Source organism: Mesorhizobium sp. M3A.F.Ca.ET.175.01.1.1, from assembly GCF_004791945.1.
Lineage (GTDB): Bacteria > Pseudomonadota > Alphaproteobacteria > Rhizobiales > Rhizobiaceae > Mesorhizobium.
Map to the genome: position 1 here is coordinate 303,931 of NZ_SRTP01000003.1, position 17,487 is coordinate 321,417.

General features: G+C 62.4%; 14 protein-coding genes and 1 tRNA gene. 6 read left to right on the forward strand and 9 right to left on the reverse strand.

The annotated features are described in order from the left end of the window. The 4 genes from EN818_RS09360 to EN818_RS09375 form a co-directional block, all read right to left on the reverse strand. The gene (locus tag EN818_RS09360) at positions 1-1,734 is read right to left on the reverse strand and encodes a type I secretion system permease/ATPase (RefSeq protein ID WP_176478367.1); all 1,734 of its coding nucleotides are present in this window, start codon (positions 1,732-1,734) and stop codon (positions 1-3) included. Positions 1,735-1,822: 88 nt separating this feature from the next. Beyond that, positions 1,823-2,998 (reverse strand): CAP domain-containing protein, encoded by a 1,176-nt coding sequence (locus EN818_RS09365; RefSeq protein ID WP_135904419.1) that lies wholly within the window; start codon positions 2,996-2,998, stop codon positions 1,823-1,825. Between the two features lie 207 nt (positions 2,999-3,205). Next, positions 3,206-3,490, reverse strand: a complete 285-nt coding sequence (locus EN818_RS09370; protein ID WP_095805709.1) for an acylphosphatase — start codon at positions 3,488-3,490, stop codon at positions 3,206-3,208. 95 nt (positions 3,491-3,585) lie between these two features. Beyond that, positions 3,586-4,698 (reverse strand): pyridoxal phosphate-dependent aminotransferase, encoded by a 1,113-nt coding sequence (locus tag EN818_RS09375; RefSeq protein WP_095805710.1) that lies wholly within the window; start codon positions 4,696-4,698, stop codon positions 3,586-3,588. Positions 4,699-4,926: 228 nt separating this feature from the next. Here EN818_RS09375 and EN818_RS09380 point away from each other — a divergent pair, with 228 nt between their 5' ends. Continuing rightward, positions 4,927-6,603 (forward strand): sulfotransferase, encoded by a 1,677-nt coding sequence (locus EN818_RS09380; RefSeq protein ID WP_095805711.1) that lies wholly within the window; start codon positions 4,927-4,929, stop codon positions 6,601-6,603. 254 nt (positions 6,604-6,857) lie between these two features. Here EN818_RS09380 and EN818_RS09385 read toward each other — a convergent pair whose 3' ends face one another. The 3 genes from EN818_RS09385 to EN818_RS09395 all read right to left on the reverse strand — a co-directional run bounded on the left by EN818_RS09385 (position 6,858) and on the right by EN818_RS09395 (position 8,585). Continuing rightward, positions 6,858-8,051, reverse strand: coding sequence for a porin (locus tag EN818_RS09385; protein WP_095805712.1), 1,194 nt, complete (start codon positions 8,049-8,051; stop codon positions 6,858-6,860). A gap of 94 nt (positions 8,052-8,145) precedes the next feature. Beyond that, positions 8,146-8,400 (reverse strand): GIY-YIG nuclease family protein, encoded by a 255-nt coding sequence (locus EN818_RS09390; protein ID WP_095805713.1) that lies wholly within the window; start codon positions 8,398-8,400, stop codon positions 8,146-8,148. 94 nt (positions 8,401-8,494) lie between these two features. Beyond that, positions 8,495-8,585 (reverse strand) — tRNA-Ser (locus tag EN818_RS09395). A gap of 449 nt (positions 8,586-9,034) precedes the next feature. On the opposite strand from EN818_RS09395, the gene EN818_RS09400 reads away from it, so the two are divergent. After that, positions 9,035-10,201 carry a porin gene (locus tag EN818_RS09400; protein WP_095805714.1) on the forward strand — a complete coding sequence of 389 codons (1,167 nt, stop codon included), beginning with the start codon at positions 9,035-9,037 and terminating at the stop codon, positions 10,199-10,201. A gap of 243 nt (positions 10,202-10,444) precedes the next feature. Continuing rightward, positions 10,445-11,518 carry a site-specific integrase gene (locus EN818_RS09405; RefSeq protein ID WP_095805715.1) on the forward strand — a complete coding sequence of 358 codons (1,074 nt, stop codon included), beginning with the start codon at positions 10,445-10,447 and terminating at the stop codon, positions 11,516-11,518. 77 nt (positions 11,519-11,595) lie between these two features. On the opposite strand, the gene EN818_RS09410 is transcribed toward EN818_RS09405, so the two are convergent. Both EN818_RS09410 and EN818_RS09420 read right to left on the reverse strand, forming a co-directional pair. Further along, positions 11,596-12,498 (reverse strand): alpha/beta hydrolase, encoded by a 903-nt coding sequence (locus EN818_RS09410; protein ID WP_095805716.1) that lies wholly within the window; start codon positions 12,496-12,498, stop codon positions 11,596-11,598. A 280-nt stretch (positions 12,499-12,778) separates the two neighbouring features. After that, complete coding sequence (locus EN818_RS09420; RefSeq protein WP_095805717.1) at positions 12,779-14,821, reverse strand: lytic transglycosylase domain-containing protein; 2,043 nt, start codon at positions 14,819-14,821, stop codon at positions 12,779-12,781. 287 nt (positions 14,822-15,108) lie between these two features. Between EN818_RS09420 and dapA the strand changes: the two genes are divergently transcribed. The 3 genes from dapA (at position 15,109) to EN818_RS09435 (ending at position 17,291) form a co-directional block, all read left to right on the forward strand. After that, positions 15,109-15,990 carry a 4-hydroxy-tetrahydrodipicolinate synthase gene (gene dapA, locus EN818_RS09425; RefSeq protein ID WP_095805824.1) on the forward strand — a complete coding sequence of 294 codons (882 nt, stop codon included), beginning with the start codon at positions 15,109-15,111 and terminating at the stop codon, positions 15,988-15,990. A gap of 25 nt (positions 15,991-16,015) precedes the next feature. Then, entirely contained in the window at positions 16,016-16,495 is a 480-nt protein-coding gene (smpB, locus tag EN818_RS09430) for an SsrA-binding protein SmpB (protein WP_095805718.1), read from the forward strand. A 79-nt stretch (positions 16,496-16,574) separates the two neighbouring features. Next, positions 16,575-17,291 carry a GH25 family lysozyme gene (locus EN818_RS09435; RefSeq protein ID WP_095805825.1) on the forward strand — a complete coding sequence of 239 codons (717 nt, stop codon included), beginning with the start codon at positions 16,575-16,577 and terminating at the stop codon, positions 17,289-17,291. The last annotated feature ends 196 nt before the right edge of the window (positions 17,292-17,487 follow it).

Here is a 17,487-nt window from a genome sequence, read left to right on the forward strand (position 1 = left end):
TCAGCCCGCCGATCCGACCGCGTGCAGCGGCGTTGCCACAGGTTGCAGGGCTTGCCGCGCGATCTCGCTCTTCAGGCCGAATGCCTGCTGCCGGCCGCCATTCAGCACCAGCAGATGGTCGAGCGCAGCAAGAGCGCTCGGCCGATGCGCCACCACGATGACGATGCCGCCGCGCGCCTTGATACCTTCGATGGCGCGGGTCAGCGCCTGGTCGCCGGCGGCGTCGAGGTTGGAGTTGGGTTCGTCGAGCACGACCAGGAACGGCTTGCCGAACAGCGCCCGCGCCAGCGCCACCCGCTGGCGTTGTCCGGCGGAAAGTGCCGCGCCGCTTTCCCCGATCTCCGTCTGATAACCTTCCGGCAAGTGCAGGATCATGTCGTGCACGCCGGCGGCCCGGGCCGCCTCGATGATGGTCTCCGGCGAGGCGTTCTCGTCGAACCGGCAAATGTTCTGGCCGACCGTGCCGGCGAACAATTCGACGTCCTGCGGCAGGTAGCCGATGTGGCGGCCAACCGCGTCGACCGGCCATTGCTCGAGCGCCGCGCCATCGAAGCGGATCTTGCCGCGCATCAGCGGCCACACCCCAACCAGCGCGCGCGCCAGCGAGGACTTCCCGGAGCCGCTCGGGCCGATCAAGCCGATGCCCGATCCGGCGCCAAGTGAAAAGCCGATGTCCTCCACCACCACGCGCCGGCCGCCGGGCGCGACGACGCTGATGTTTTCCACCGCGAGCGTCGAGCTGGGCGACGGCAGTTCCATGCCGCCTTCGCTGATCGGAAAGGCCGCGAAAAGCCCGTCCAGCCGCTGCCAGCTCTGGCGCGCATTGAGAAAGCTCTTCCAATGCGCGATGGCGAGCTCGATCGGCGCCAGCGCTCGCGACGTCAGAATCGAACTGGCGATGATGATTCCGGGCGTTGCCTGCTGGTGGATGACCAGATAGGCGCCAAGCGCGAGCACCATCGACTGCAGCATCATGCGCAGGATGCGGGAAGCCGCGCCGAATCCGCTGGTCAGGTCGCTTGCCTGTTCCTGCGCCTCGCGAAAGGCGTTGTTTGCCTGGCTCCAGCTTTTCGCCAGCCTGGCGCCCATGCCCATGGCGGCCAGCACCTCGGCGTTGCGGGCGCTCGCCTGCGCGATCGCGCCGCGCTTTGTGCCGAAGCCCGACATGGCCTTGGTCGGGGCGCGGACCAGCCGGTCGGTGAGCACTGTCAGCGACACAAGCAGGAGCGCGCCGATGAGTGCCGCGACGCCGATCCAAGGGTGGAAGAGAAAGCAGATCACCACATAGAGCGGCATCCACGGCAGGTCGAACAGGGCCGCCGGGCCGGGGCCGGAAAGAAAGCCGCTGATCTGGTCGAGATCGCGCAGCGCCTGCAGGCCTTCGCCGCGGTCGCGCGTTCTGAGCGGCAGGCGCACGACGCAGTCGAAGACGCGGTTGGCGATGGTTTCGTCGATGCCCGCGCCGATGCGCGTCAGCACCCGCGCCCGGATCGCTTCGAGCACGCCCTGGAATGCGTAGAGCACGGCGACCAGAACGATCAGAGCCACCAATGTCGGTACGCTGCGGCTGGGCAGGACGCGGTCATAGACCTGCAGCATGAACAGCGAGCCGGACAGCATCAGCACGTTGATCAGGCCGCTGAACGCAGCGACGGCCACATACGAGCCGCGGAAGGAGGTGAGGGCCCTGCGCAGCTCGGAAGGTTTCAGGTCTGGCGAAGACGAACGAATCAGGTGGTCATACCCTCAAAATGGCGTGGCGTTCGGCTGGCTGCTGGTGGGCGGACCGCGATCGAGGCGCGGCCCGCCCTCGTCTGACGGATCAGCCCACGAGGTCCGCGGTCTGATGTTCCGAATGGGCCGCGATCTGTGCCAGAATCTTGCTGACCATGGACTGCGCAGCATCCGCTGCGTCGGCAAACACGTGATTGTCGGCCGGAAGGTGGTCGTGCAGGGCCGCTGCCGCGCGCTCCACCGCCTGATGGATGTGTCCTGCGTCCGACAGGTCCGGAGCGTTCTCCAGATTGGCGTGCGCGGCATGGCGGAACTGGAAATGATCGCCATCGAGGGCGACGGCCTGATGCTTGGCGGCGCCGGCGGAGTCGCCGGAGCCGAGCGTGCCCCGATCGGTTCCCGAATGGTTGTTGAAGAAGTCGGCGAGCCAGGTCTTGGTGGTGGTGCCGGTGTTGCCGGTGTCGGAATTAGCGGTCGGCGCCGAGGGCTGCGTGTGGCTGGTATCGGAACCCGTATCTTCCGCCGATGCGGTCGCGGCGAGCGTGCCCGACTTCATGGTCGGGTCGATGAGGTCGCGCTTGACGTTCTTGGTGCCGATCGTCGCCGTCTGCGTCGAGGTTGCGATGTTGGCGCCGGAGAACGTCACCGTGTAGGTGCCGGGCTTCAACACCAGGTCGTAGCCGCCTGCGGCGGACGTCGTGGTCTTGAAGGTCTGGCCGGCGCTGTTCTTGGCCGTCACCGTGATAGCGCCCAGTCCTTCGCCCGGATCGTAGAAACGGTCGCCGTCCTTGTCGTCGAAGGCGACGCCGGTCAGGAACAGGTCGGTGCCTGTCTTGCCGAAATCCTCGGTGACGAAGGCGCTGCTGCGGCCCTTGTAGTCGCCGACTTCAAAGCCAAGTCCGACTTCCCGGAAATTCGGGTTGAGGATGTTGGCCCGGTGCCCGGACGAGTTCATCAGATTGGTGTGGAGAAGCTTGACCTCGTCGACATAGCCGGTCGGCGCGCGGGTCGTTGCCCAGGCGATGTTCTCACCGGTCGCCCACGAGCCGCTCAGCGTATAGCCGGCATTCTTCATGCGCGTCGTCGGCGACGAACCTCCGGACCCGGTGTGGGAAAATGTGTCGGTCGCGAGCATCCACTGGTCGTGGCCCTCGGCGGCTTCGCTGAGGTCGTTGTCGAAGGCCAGGGGCTGGGCGCCTACCTTGGCGCGCTCGGCATTGATGAGCTCGAGCAGATACTGCTCGTTGGCACTGTGCTGCGGCATTGAATATCCCCGTTGACTTAGTTGGTATTGAACCCCCTGTTCCCGTCACCTGTTCGAGCGCTAGGTCGCATATGTGTCTATGATGTGGCGCTAAAGTAAACAAATCAGAATATACACACATATATCGTGTGCTTAATTGCTGGGCAGTCTTGGTGAGGATGTCGGACCCGTGCTCGAGGCCACCGCTGAGCTCGCTGCAACATTCGCTCAGATGACGATTCGGAAGTCGCTTGGCGCGTCATCGTCAGCGCCTTCCTCGATCTCGACCATGGCGACCGATGCTCCGCGCGGTCCCTGCCAAAGCCGCTCGACCATGGCGGTGACCGCGCCATCGGCGCCAGCGATCAGCGCCGACACCGAGCCGTCGCGTTCGTTGCGCACCCAGCCCGTCAGACCGAGACGCAGTGCCTCGCCGCGCGTCCAGACTCGATAACTGACGCCCTGTACCTTGCCGGAGATGCGTGCCCGCACGGCTCGCTGCTTACCTTGCATCGTCCCGACCTTCCGCCTTCGCCTTGCAGAAACTGGTATGGAGCCGGGCAAAGGCAACCCGGCCCTGGCGAGGTCGAACCGCTGAGCGGCTGCTTCTAGCTCCCCCTTGCGGCGGCCAGCGCGCCCGGCAGCTCCTCGGCGAAGATGTCGAGTTCGTGGTCGAGACCGACGCTCACCCTGATGCAGCGGTCGAGGATCGGCACCATCGGCTTGCGGATGAATACGTCGCGCGACAGCAGGGCCTGCATCACCCTAAGGGCGAAGGCGCCGTCGCTGCCGCAGTCGATGGTGACGAAGTTGGTCGCCGAGGGCAGCGGCTTCAGCCCGTTCTGTTCCGCGATCGAGGCGATGCGTTGGCGTCCCGCCGCGACCCGCGCCACCACGGACTGCAGGTACTCCTGGTCGGCAAGCGCCTCGACCCCGGCGATCTGCGCCATGCGGCTGACGCCGTAATGGTTGCGGATCTTCTCGAAGTCGCGGATCACTTCGCGTTCCGCCACCGCGTAGCCGCAGCGTATGCCGGCCAGCCCATAGGCCTTGGAGAAGGTGCGCATGCGGATGACGTTCGCCCTCGAGACGTCGATCGGCGGCAGCGCCGATGTCGGCCCCAACTCGCCATAGGCCTCGTCGAGCACCAGCATGGTGGTTTCCGGCAGCGCCTCGATGAAACGCAGGATCTCCGGTGCCTCCCACCAGCTGCCCATCGGATTGTCGGGATTGGAAAAATAGACGAGCGGCGCCTTCTCGCGACGCACGGCGGCCAGGAGCGCGTCGAGGTCCTCCTTGTCGTTGGCATAAGGCACGGGCACCAGGCGGCCGCCGACGCCGGCGATATGGAAGTTGAAGGTGGGATAGGCGCCGAGCGAGGTGACCACCGCATCGCCGGCACCGACATACATGCGCGCCACCAGGCCGAGCAGCCCGTCTATGCCTTCGCCGACGACCACATTGTCGACGCCGACTCCCAGATGAGCGGCCGCCGCCACCTTCAGGTCGAAATTGTCGGGATCGCAATACATCCACATGTCGCGGGCGATTGCCTCCATGCGGGCAATGACACGTGGCGAAGGACCAAAACTGCTTTCATTGGCGCCGATGCGGGCGCGAAACGGCCGCCCGCGCTCGCGCTCCTGCGCCTCCGGGCCGACGAACGGCACCGTGGTGGGAAGCGCACCGATGATCGGCGTGAGGGAAGGGCGCTGGCGCATGGCAAAGGCTCACTGAGATGGAGCCTCTTGCTAGCCCGGCTCCCGAGCGGGTGCAAGGTCGGCATACTGGCTAACCCGGATGTGATGCTCTTCCGCTATCTGGAGCGGCGCCTAGCCTTCGTCGCGCATGGACTGGCGAGGCTTCGTTCGTACCTGATCGGGGATCTGTCTGCTGGCATGCTTCGTCTGAGACTGGATTCTCCTCGCCGGTTTTGCTAGCGAGGCAGGATGAGCAACCGATTGCCGCCCGCCTGGGCAAAGCACCTCAAAAGCCAACCCTCTGCGAAGGCGGTGCCGCCAAAAGCCGCGCTGCCGAAAGTACCACTGAAGGCCGGCCCGCCTCGCGGCCAAGCCGACGACACGCTGTTGCGGCAGGCGCTCGAGCTGCAAAAGGCCGAGCGACTGCCAGAGGCGGAGGAACTCTGTCTTCGCGTGCTGGCGAGAACGCCAAATCATCCGTTGGCTTTTTATATTCTTGGAACCCTCGGTATCGGATACGACAATGAGAAGGCCCTGCGGTATTTTGCTCGGGCGGTCGGGGAAGAGCCACGAAATCCCTATTATCACCTCAGCCTCGGTGAAGCCTACCTGAAACTTACCGAATTCACGCCGGCAATCAGGCACTTTCAGCAAGCTTTGGCCTTGAAGCCGGATCTGGTGGAAGCGCTTTGCGCCCTGGGCGATGCTTACAAAGCGTTTGACAAGGGGGAAATGGCGCTGCCGCTCTTTGAAAAGGCGCTGAAGATCAACCCAGATCATCATATGGCCCAGATCGGGCTGCCCGGTGCACTCGCAAGTCTCGGCCGTATGGAGGAAGCAGCGCTTCATCTAGGAGAGGCGATAGAACGGCGCATCGCCGTACCGGCTGCCTACAACGCGCTTGTGCATACGCGCAAATTCACGGAAGAGCCGCCGGAACTCGCGGCAATCCTGAAGGAGCTTCGGGACGTGGGCCATGAGTTGGAAGCCGCGGCAGCCCTTCATCACGCCGCCGGAAAGGTTCTCAACGACCTCCGTCGCTATAAGGAGGCGATGGACCACTTCAAGCAAGGGAACCAGGCCAGGGGCCAAAAATTCGACCTGGGAAGCTACCGTCGCTGGGTCGATGCCATGATCGAGACATTCACGCCCGAACTGGTGGCTTCGTTGGCCGCTCATGGCAATCCCTCGGAGGTGCCCGTATTCATCGTCGGCATGCCTCGCTCGGGCACGACGCTGACAGAGCAGATTTGCGCCAGCCATCCTGATGTTCATGGCGCCGGCGAGCTCAGCAAGCTTAGACGAATTGCCAATGGGATAGGTCTCAAAGACGGCACCGACGCAAAGCTCGGCAAATCTGTCGCGACTATAACTCCAGATCTGATCCGGACTTTGGCCGAGGAGCACCTTTCCTACCTCCGCGAGCGGAGTCCCGCTGCGCTTCGAATCGTCGACAAGATGCCTCACAATTTCGAGTTGATCGGCCTGATCGGCATTTTGTTTCCCAACGCGCGCATCATTCATTGCCGCCGCGACGCCATAGACAATTGTATTTCCTGTTTCGTCCTGAAGTTCAACGAAGCACATAGCTATAGCGGGGATCTCGAGACTCTGGGGCTGTACTACAGGGAATATGATCGCCTGATGCGGCATTGGAGCCAGGTCCTTCCGGGGCGCATCTTCGAAAACCGGTATGAGACACTGATCGAAGACCAGGAAGAGCAGTCGCGCCGTCTCATAGGTCATCTCGGACTGCCTTGGGACGATGCCTGCTTGCGTTTTTTTGAAAGGGATGGCTCGGTAAATACTTTCAGCCTTTGGCAGGTTCGCCAGCCGATCTACAACTCGTCGGTTAAGCGATGGAAAAACTATGAAGGCGAGATCAAGCCGTTGATCGGGGCATTGGGCGATCTTGCTGAGGTCTGAGCATTAAGTCCGCACCGTTGCTCACTTCGCGCAGAATCATTGCGCTCGCTCTTTTGCTGAGACTGCTTCTGCGAAGATGAGGCGCCAGGGCGAACGTTTGGGATCCATCCCACAAAGCAGGACTTGATCTCACCTGCGTCCTTGCGATCGTGCTGAATGCGATACTATGCAAATGATGCTCTGCGTGGCGTAAGCAGCAAACAAAAACCCGGCGGTTGCCCCGCCGGGTTTCGATTTCGATAAGGCGAAATCTGTTAGAACGAACGCTGGAAGCGGAGAATGCCGCCGACGCTGTTCTTCTTGTTGGCGTTGGTCCAATTCCGGTCGTCAAGGTCGCCGAACTTGCCGTCGTGCAGGTAGTCGACTTCTGCGGTGACCGTGAAGCCGGGAACGATGTCATAAGCGACATTCGCCGCAACGCCGACATTTTTGGCGTCGTCGGCTGAGGCCTGCAGGTTGAACGAGGTCTTCTCGTTGAACTTGTAGGTGCCGCCACCCCAGACCGCCCAGTTGCCGCCCCACTGCTTGTAGAAGTTGCGGTCGATGTGGTCGTCCGAGCCGTAGCCGGCCATCACGAACAGCGACAACTCGTTGGTCGCGTTCACATCCAGGCGAATTTTGCCGGCCCATTCGTCCCACGCCGCATCGTAGGCAGCAACGCCGGTGATGGCGCCCCAGCCCTGCGTGTATTTCAAGCCGCCGACCACGTGCGGGACGTAGCTGTCGATCGTGTCGTTGCCCGAACCGGCATTGTAGAGATAGTTGCCAAGCCCGTCGAACACCGGACCGCCAGCAGCGCCCGAGCCTTCTTCCAGCGAGACCACGGCCGAGAAGCCATTGCCCGCGTCGAAGTAGTACTGGACAACATTGGTGTCAAAGCCACCATAGGGAACCAGCGTATCCTGGATGACGTTGCCGGCGTAGCCGATGAACGTATCGAACGCCGATTCGTCCTTGCCGACGCGCAGACCACCAAGCTGGATCCAGGCGAAGTTCAGGGTAATGCCCTTGTTGGCGGCGGGGTTTCCGATCGGCTGACCGCCGGTCGTGAACGAGTCGCCATAGCCATTCGAGTTGCCGAAGTTGATACGGGTCTCGGTGTAGGTCTTCAACGTGCCGAGTTCGGTTTCCTGGCCGGTCCAGGTCTTCAGCGTGAAGCGGGCATTCTTCGCCCACGTGCCCTGATCGCTGCCGTCACGTACGTCGAGACTGCGTGCGCCGTCGAACGAGCCGACATCACCTACGCCGATGTCGTAGCGGACATAGCCGCCGATGCGCAGGCAGGTCTCGGTGCCGGGGATGTAGAAGTAACCCGAGCCGTAGACGTCGCAGATCTTGACGTATTCGGCCGGTTCCGGCTCGGCGACGGTCACCGCGTCCGCGGCGCGCGCACCGGAAACCGCGATCAGGGCCGCAGCTGAGCCGAGAAGAAGGCTCTTGATGTTCATTTTCTGACCTCCAGTCAGAATCGACACTGGAGGTCGAGGAAAATCAGCTGGCAGCGCTTTTTTTCGCTCTATTTCAAATAGATAAGTCGTAACGTCATTCGTCGGGTCTTGCCGGCCAGAAACGCTTGTTTGCTAGGGCCTTGCTTGATCCGGTCTTAAAATATCGCTCGAGTTGCCGTGCGTTGTCCTCGATCTCAACCGCGATGTAGGCCTTTAAGGTTAGAGGCAAATGGGCCTTGGTCGAAGTCACATAGCCCGACCGATGCGATTCGAAACGTCGTCGGAGATCATTAGTCGACCCGAGATAGACGTCGCCGCTGTTCAGCTGCAGAAAATAGACGTACCACATGGTCCCCCTACGCTACTTCGTAGCTTCGGGCGACACTCCCACGCCCAAATGCGGTTCCGGGTGGCCTGCCACCCGAAGCCCGCAGGGCGTAGGGTGGCGGAGAGGATGGGATTCGAACCCACGAGAAGCTTTTGACCTCTACTCCCTTAGCAGGGGAGCGCCTTCGACCACTCGGCCACCTCTCCGTCGCGCCGCTGGATAAAGAAAAGCGCCGGCACAATCAACAAGCCGCCGCTATAAACGCCGAAAAATCGACTCCGCTGGCAGCATTTTGCGCCATGCGGCGATTCCAAGGCGATTCTCTGGCGGGCGATTCTGGTACCGCGCCGCAAATCCGGACCGCGGTTGCCGGATTCGCCCGGCTCAGAGCATCTACAAGGCCTGATTGGTTAATGAGAGCTTTCTGAGTGAGGCCAAATCGTGTCATTTGTGCAACAACGCACGGGGATAGCGTCCAGATGAAGCTTCTGCCGATACGATCGTGGTTGAACGCCGCCGCCTCCTGGGTAATGTCGGCTTCGAAGGAGCGGCGCGGTGCGCATCTTTTTCGGTTAGTGGGGATGGGGCAGGGAACGCTGTCCTTCAGCAAAAAATACCCAGACCCGTTTTTTAACTTTTGACTGGAGGTCAGAAAATGAACATCAAGAGCCTTCTTCTCGGCTCAGCTGCGGCCCTGATCGCAGTTTCCGGTGCGCGCGCCGCCGACGCCGTCGTCGTTGCCGAGCCGGAACCGGCCGAATACGTCAAGATCTGCGACGTCTACGGCTCGGGCTACTTCTACATCCCCGGCACCGAGACCTGCCTGCGCATCGGCGGCTATGTCCGCTACGACATCGGCGTGGGTGATGTCGGCTCGTTCGACGGCGCGAAGTCCTTCGACCATGAGGACGGCGATAGCCAGGATACGTTCTACAAGAATGCCCGTTTCACGCTGAAGACCTGGACCGGCCAGGAAACCGAGCTCGGCACGTTGAAGACCTACACCGAGACCCGTTTCAACTTCGGTAACCGCAACGGCTACGGCGCCACCACTGTCACGACCGGTGGCGACACCGTTCTCCTCGGCAATCCTGCTGGCAACAAGGGCGTTTCGCTAAACTTCGCCTGGATCCAGCTCGGTGGCCTGCGCGTCGGTAAGGACGAATCGGCCTTCAACACTTTCATCGGCTATGCCGGCAACGTGATCCAGGATACCCTGGTTCCCTATGGCGACTTCGACACCAATGTCGTCCAGTACTACTTCGACGCCGGCAACGGCTTCTCCGCCGTCCTCTCGCTCGAAGAAGGCTCGGGCGTCATCGGCACGATCGACAGCTACGTTCCGCATGTCGTCGGCGGTCTGAAGTGGACGCAGGGCTGGGGCGCCATCAGCGGCGTCGTCGCTTACGACAGCAACTACGAAGAAGTTGCCGGTAAGGTCCGTTTGGATGTGAACGCCACCGACGCGATCTCGCTGTTCATCATGGCCGGCTACGGCACTGACGATAACCTCACTGATCCGACCTGGGCTATCCCGGCGGGTGGCCGCGGCTTCTACAAGCAGTGGAGCGGCAACTGGGCAGTGTGGGGCGGCGGCACCTACAAGTTCAACGAGAAGACCTCGTTCAACCTTCAGGCGTCGACTGATGAAGGCAAGAACGTCGGTGTTGCGGCGAACATCGCCTACGACATCGTTCCCGGCTTCACGGTTACGGCTGAAGTTGACTACGTCCACGTTGGCGACGACACCGTCTCCAACTGGACCAACGCCGACAAGGAGAACAGCGTCGGCGGTCTCCTCCGCTTCCAGCGCTCCTTCTAAAGGCTGGAACGACATAAGTTGAAATCCGGCCCGGGCGCTCCAATGCCCGGGCCGTTTTGTTTCGTGACTGGGTCAACGCAAACGAAAGGATGGGGGTGAAACGGTAAGCTGATCGGGTCTGTGGAGCGACTTTGTGGGATCCGCCGCCGGCGGGTGGGGTCGCACGCCAAACTCGAAAACTCTTGAAAGGACGCTCCCAAGCGGTTAGGGCTGGTCCCTATTCCACAGGGGGTGTGGCATAGAATGTCAAACGAAGCGACCCAAGAGGTTGAGCCCTCCGGTCATTTTGCGGTATTTTCTTCTCAGAATTCGAAGTTTAGGTATACCTACAACAAGATCAGAGAAGTAAAGTCGTACAGGATCAGCGAGCTCTTCGCAGCATACCGGGACATACTCTGGGATGATGGGCGGCATAAGTACAATGTCAGTTCCTTCATCGGTGAGATAGACGAGATTCTCCTTGGGGAGCGTTTCTCCACCTTTGACCAGAACACCCTGGACAATCTTATCGGTACCTTGCGCCAGCGCGGCAACAGCAATGCAACCATCAATCGCAAGATGGCTGCCCTTAGCAAACTGTTGCGCAAGGCACATAAGATGGGAGATATCCACAGCCTGCCCGAGTTCCGCCGCCAGAAGGAGCGGGCGGGACGGATTCGGTTCCTAGAAAGGGACGAAGAGGCAAGGCTGTTCGCTGCCATCAGGAGCCGCAGCGAGGATGCCTACAGGCTTTCCGTCTTTCTGGTCGATACCGGCTGCCGTCTCGGCGAGGCGCTCGGCCTGATCTGGAACGACATTCAGGAACACCGCGTCTCCTTCTGGATTACCAAGTCGGGCCGTAGCCGCACCATTCCGATGACCGAACGGGTCAAGGAAGTGATCAAGCTGCCTCCGACCACCGAAGACCGCCGGCCGAAAGGGCCGTTCACCAAACTTACCCAGGCGCAATACCGCGCCATCTGGAACGATGCCAAAGCCGAAGTCGGTCTCGGCGCCGACGAGCAGGTGGTGCCGCATATCCTGCGCCACACTTGCGCTTCGCGCCTTGTCCAAGGCGGCATTGACATTCGGCGCGTGCAGATGTGGCTCGGCCACCAGACGCTGTCGATGACCATGCGCTACGCGCATCTTGCCACCAACGATCTCGATGGCTGCGTCGTCGTGCTGGAAAAGCCTCGCAGCGAGGACTCGCAGTGCGAGCCGGAGAACTCTGTGTTCGCCTCGCCCTTGACCACGGCCGCGCCCGCCGCGTCGACCGGCAAGGCGAAGGGATCGGAGCCCGCGAAGGCGCACCGCAAGACCTCCAAGGGCAAATAGCTCGCGCGCCGGGCATTGACCCGCGGTGGATAATCTATACTTCTATATGAAGCCCGGGACTTATAACGTCTCGGGCTTTATTTGGTTTGATTTGCTTCCGCCCGGTCGAAAAAGCCGGCAATCTCGTTTGGGAGACTGCCGGTCTCCAGGAAAGGCGCATGCCCCTGGCCTTCAACCGTGATTGTCTCCATGCCGGAATGGCGCCTCTGCATTTCCTTGAGCGTTGCGGCAGACAGAAGCTTGGAGTTGGCGCCGCGAATCGCGAGCAGCGGCACGGCGGCGAGCGCGTCGAACTGCGCCCACAGATCCGGCAGCGGCTTTTCGAAATCGATGCCGGCCAGCGTGTCGACCAGTGTCGAGTCGAAATCCGGCAATAGCCCGGCTTCTGTATCGCGGTAGATGGCGGCCACCATACGCGACCAATCCGCGTCGGAGAGGGCAGGAAAGCCGGCGCCGTGCACGCGCCGCTGCGTGTCCACGGCTTCGGCAAAAGTCTTCGGCTTCGGCGTCCGGTCGAGATAGGAGCGGATATGGCAGAGGCCCTCGATCTCGATCACCGGGCCGATATCGTTGATCACGATGGCCTTCAGCATCGCCGGCTTCAGCGCGCCAAGCACATGGATGATCAGTCCGCCGCGGGAGGTACCGACAAAGGCGGCTTCATCGATGTTGAGCGCCGAAAGTCCAGCCAGCACGTCGCCGGCCTCTACGCCGACATTGTAGTGGCCGATAACCGGATCATAGTCGGACAGACCGCGTCCGCGGTAGTCGAACGCAATGACCCTGCGCGGCCTCGCAGCCTCCCGGGACAGGAAGAGCGCCAACTCGTGAAAGTCGCGGGCATTGCGGGTCAGACCAGGCAGGCAGACCACCGGCCAGCCATCGGTATTCGCCTCGCCGTAGATTCGGGCATGGAGCCTCAACCCATCGGGCGCGGCATAGAAGAAGTCGGAGAAACCCTGGTCGCCGGCCGTATGCACTTCGATTCCTCGCCACTGTCGGATTATCGTCGACAGCTACAGATGTGGGCAGGAATGGGCAAGCGGCCCCAAGGCGCTGGCGGGCTGCGCCCCCTCTGTCATGCCGGACATCTCCCTCACAAGGGGGGAGATCGGCCGTCGTATCGCCTTTCGCCAATCTCCAACGCTGCAGGACGAGCGCAAGACCGAAGCTGCCAATCTTCCCACCTGTGGGGGAGATGTCCGGCAGGACAGAGGGGGGCGCGAAGGATCTCGACCTGAAACGACTCGCGCAGGCCGCTCAGCTCCGTCCGTTCACGAGGTCGCCGACGATGTCGTACTTCCCCGAGATACGCATCTTGTAGACTTCGTAATTCTCCATCACGCGCTGCACGTAGCTTCTTGTTTCCGTGTAGGGAATCCTTTCGATCCAGTCGACCACGGCATCGACGTCCTTGCCGCGCGGGTCACCATATTTGGCCACCCACTGCGCCGCGCGGTTGGGGCCGGCATTGTAGCCGGCGAAGGTCAGCACATAGGAGCCGTTGAAGCGGTCGAGCTGCTCCCCCAGGAAAGCTGAGCCGAGCGTCGCATTATAGCCGGCATCGGTCGTCAGCCGCGCCGGCGAGAAGCTCATGCCGGCCTTCTTTGCCAGTTGCTTCGCGGTTCCCGGCATCAGCTGCAGCAGGCCGCGCGCCCCGGCGCTGGAAATCGCGCCGACATTGAACTCGCTCTCCTGGCGAGCAATGGCATAGGCCAGCGCCTTGCCGGAGCCGGAAATGTTTGCCGAATCGGGAATGACGCCCAGCGGATGCGACAGCGCGCCGACATCGATGCCGCGAGCGCCGGCGATCTTGCCGACCTTCAGCGCGATAAAATGATTGCCTTGCTTCTCCGCCAGCACCGCCAGCAGCGCCAGCTCGCCCGGACTGGTCAATTGCCCGGCGAGGTCGCGATAGAGCGTCTCGGCATAGCGATCGTAACCCGCCTCCTGCAGCCTTTTTATCGCCTTGACCGCCTCGCGGCCTTCAAAACTCAGGCGGTCGGCGTCACTTGGCTTGGGATAGGCGATGTTGAGCGTTCTCAAGCCGACGCGCTCGCCGGCGAGCTGGCCGTAGAAGGTCGTGCCGTAAGCTGCGGCCCGCGTGAAATAATCCTTGGCGCTGCCCGGACCGCCGACCTCAGCCGCGCGGCCGAGCCAGTAATAGGCGCGCGACAGCGACACCGGCCCCTGGGCGAGGTCTGCGATGCGCCCGAAATGCGCGGCCGCGGCAGCCGGATCGTTGAGGCCGCGCAACGCATACCAGCCGGCATGGAACTCGGCCTCGGCGGCGCTGGCCGGGGCTTCGGCTGCGTGCATGGAGACAATCTTGTAGGCGGTTTTCATGTCGCCCTGATCGACCAGGTCGCGTGAGAGAACGCGGCGCTCGACCCACCAGGCGTCGGGGTCGACGAGCGCATCCCGGTCGCTTGGAGCCTTCATTACGACTGCGGCTGCATCGGCGAATTTTCGCTGCTTGCGCAGATATTGAGCCTGGGCGAAGAAATAGCCGGCCGAACGCTGCGCCGCCGGCACCGCCGTCAGCAACTTGGCCGCATTCTTGTCGCCCCTTCCGGCCGCCGCCCAGGCCTCTGCCAGTTGCTGCGCTCCGGCAAGGGCGGCGATCCGCAAGGCCGAGTTCGGCCGGTCGGCATAGAACATGCGCTCCATGCGATAGCGATGGTCGGCTGTCGGGATCAGCGCGCCGAACTCCTTGATGATGGCGGCTTCGTCCTTGGCGTCCAGTGTTTCGGTGCGCCAGAATGGCGCCAGCACCGCCCTTGCCGCCGCGGCGTTGCCGAGCGCCACCTGCGAGCGCGCCAGAATCACCACACCTTCCGGAGTCAGCGGCTGGCTGCGGCCGAAGGCCTGCACCACCACTTGCGGCGGCGGGTTTTCGCGATAGAGCGCGCGCTCGCTGTTTTTGCGCAGCGCGATCGTCCCCGGCCATCCAGGCAGCATCTTGGCTGCGTCGGCGATCTCACCGCTCGGCACCTGGTCGCCGCCGTAGAGCGCGATCGCCCAAGCCAGGATGTGTCGGTCGAGCGACGCGGCGGGCAGCGTGTCGCGCGCGTTGCGCGCGGCGGCAACGTTGTTGGCGGCGAGCGCGTCCAGCCCGCTCTTCAGTTGCGCGATGCTGGCCGAAGGGTGATCGGGCTGCGCCTGGTCGGGCACTTGCCCCGCGCCGGGCGCAGGGATCGCCGCCGCCACATGCATCTCGGCGCTGCCGCCGATCACTATCCCCGGCATCAGCGCAGCGGCCGCACCAAGAAGCGCGAAAAGATGAGCCCGCCCTGTCGGCATTCTCCAAACCCCAGCACATCGCCAGCAGGCACAGGCTTTCATGGGCTTATCAAGAGCCTGAACTTAAGCCGTGAAAGGCTCGCAGACAAAAGCTTGTCGAGGCCGTTCGAAATGCGCCCGCTGGCCTTATGGCCATGCTTGCCGCTGAACCATGTCGAGACTATGGTGCGCGGCTTCGCTTTCGGTTAGAAGGCGCGCAATTAGACCCGAGAACCTGTTTCGAAGCTCGCTCTGCCGCCAGAGCGGTTTCGAGCCAAGTTCAGAAAAGCTCCAAGGAGTTGGACAAAATGCTGAGAGGCTCGCTGACCGCGCTCGTCACACCGTTCGAAAAGAGCGGGCGCTTCGACGAGAAAGCCTTTCGCGCTTTCATCGAATGGCAGCTGGCCGAAGGCACCACGGGCCTCGTCCCGGTCGGCACCACCGGTGAGTCGCCGACGCTGTCGCATGACGAGCACCGCCAGGTTATCAAGGTCTGCGTCGAGGTGGCCAAGGGCCGCGCGCCCGTCGTCGCGGGCGCCGGCTCCAACAACACCGAGGAAGCGGTTGGCCTGGTGAAATTTGCCGAGGAGGCCGGCGCCGATGCCGCGCTCGTCGTCACGCCCTATTACAACAGGCCGACCCAGCGCGGCCTCTACGAGCATTTCGCTGCCGTCGCCCGGGCGACCAAGCTGCCGATCATCATCTACAACATCCCGCCGCGTTCGGTGATCGACATGATACCCGACACGATGGGCAGGCTCGCGCATGACTTCAAGAACATCGTCGGCGTCAAGGATGCCACCGGCAAGGTCGAGCGTGTTTCCGAACAGCGCGCCACCTGCGGCACGGATTTCATCCAGCTCTCCGGCGAGGATGCCTCCGCGCTCGGTTTCAACGCGCATGGCGGCGTTGGCTGCATTTCGGTGACCTCGAATGTCGCCCCGCGCCTTTGCGCCGAATTCCAGGAGGCGACGCTTTCGGGCGACGGCGCCAAGGCGCTCGAACTGCAGGATCGGCTCTTGCCGCTGCACAAGGCGATCTTCGTCGAACCGGGCCTGTGCGGCGCCAAATACGCACTGTCGAAGCTGGGCAAGGTCGAGAATGTCGTGCGCTCTCCGCTGGTGACGATCGAGGCTTCGACGGCCGAAAAGATCGATCAGGCGATGAAGCATGCCGGCTTGATAAATTAGGGGCGAGGCGCCACCTCTCCGTCTCATGAATCAAGTCAAGAAAGCCGACCCCAACAACAGGACGGTCGCCGAAAACCGCAAGGCGCGCTTTTCCTACGAGGTGCTCGACACGATCGAGACCGGCTTGGTGCTGACCGGCACCGAGGTCAAGTCGCTGCGCCAGGGCCAGGCCAACATCCAGGAATCCTACGCCTCGGCCGAAGGCGGCGAGATCTGGCTGATCAATTCCTATCTGCCGGAATATCTCCAGGCCAACCGTTTCAACCACGAGCCGCGTCGGCGCCGCAAGCTGCTGGTCAGCAAGCGCGAGATGGCAAAGCTCTCGCAAAGCGTCGAGCGCGAAGGCATGACGCTGGTGCCGCTGAAGATCTATTTCAACGATCGCGGCCGCGCCAAGCTGCTGCTTGCGATCGCGCGCGGCAAGAAGCTGCACGACAAGCGTGAGACTGAAAAGCAGCGCGACTGGTCGCGCGAGAAGGGTCGGCTGCTCAAACAGCGCGGGTGAGGAATCTCGGCCGGCAGCCTGAAAAAAGCCAACAGTCTGGATTCCATTTTCGCCATCGATGAGCGGCAGGGGGATGGTCTTGAAGAAACGGATTGTTCTCTGGACCCTGGCCAGCCTGGTTTTGGCCGCCCTCGTTGGGGCAGGCGGCCTCATCTATTTCCACACCTTCTCTCCTGATCGCGACCGGTTCCCAGTCAGGGGCATCGACATCTCCCACCATCAGGGCCGGATCGACTGGCGGCGTGTCGCCGCCGACGATGTCGCCTTTGCCGTCATCAAGGCTACCGAAGGCGGCGACCATGTCGACGATGCCTTTGCGACCAACCTGCGCGAGGCGCGCGCGGCCGGGCTGGCGGTTGGCGCCTATCATTTCTTCACCTTCTGCCGGCCGGGCGCCGACCAGGCGAAGAATTTCATCTCGGCGGTGCCGCGCGGCGAGCCGCTGCTGCCGCCAGTGGTCGACATCGAGTTCGGCGGCAACTGCCCGCAACGTCCGTCGCCGGAACAGCTCAATGTCGAACTGCAGGCGTTCCTCGCTCCGGTCGAGGCGGCCTTCGGCAAGCCGGCAATCGTCTATCTGACCGATGATGCCGCGGTTGCCTATTCCGGCCACATCGCCAAGCGGCCGCTGTGGCTGCGCTCATTGCTTCTGCAGCCAGGCCGCGATGACTGGATCTACTGGCAGTATCACAACCGGGGCCGGATCGACGGAATTAGCGGCGATGTCGATCTCAATGTCCTGCAGGGCGGGCGCGAGACATTGGCTGAGCTGTTTGCCTCGGCACCCGCCTCCTAGGAAGCCGAATGTACTCTTCGCGTATGTCCCTGAAGCATATGCTAAAGTAAGGCATATTCGAGGGGTTCATGCAGCCATTGCCAGGGGATATTCCCGCTCGGCAGAAAGCTTCCGTGGGCCCGGAACTTGCAATTGCCTTTGTGGTTCTGGTCTTTCTTGGCAGTATCCTTGCCGCCATCCGGTTCTAATCGTTTCC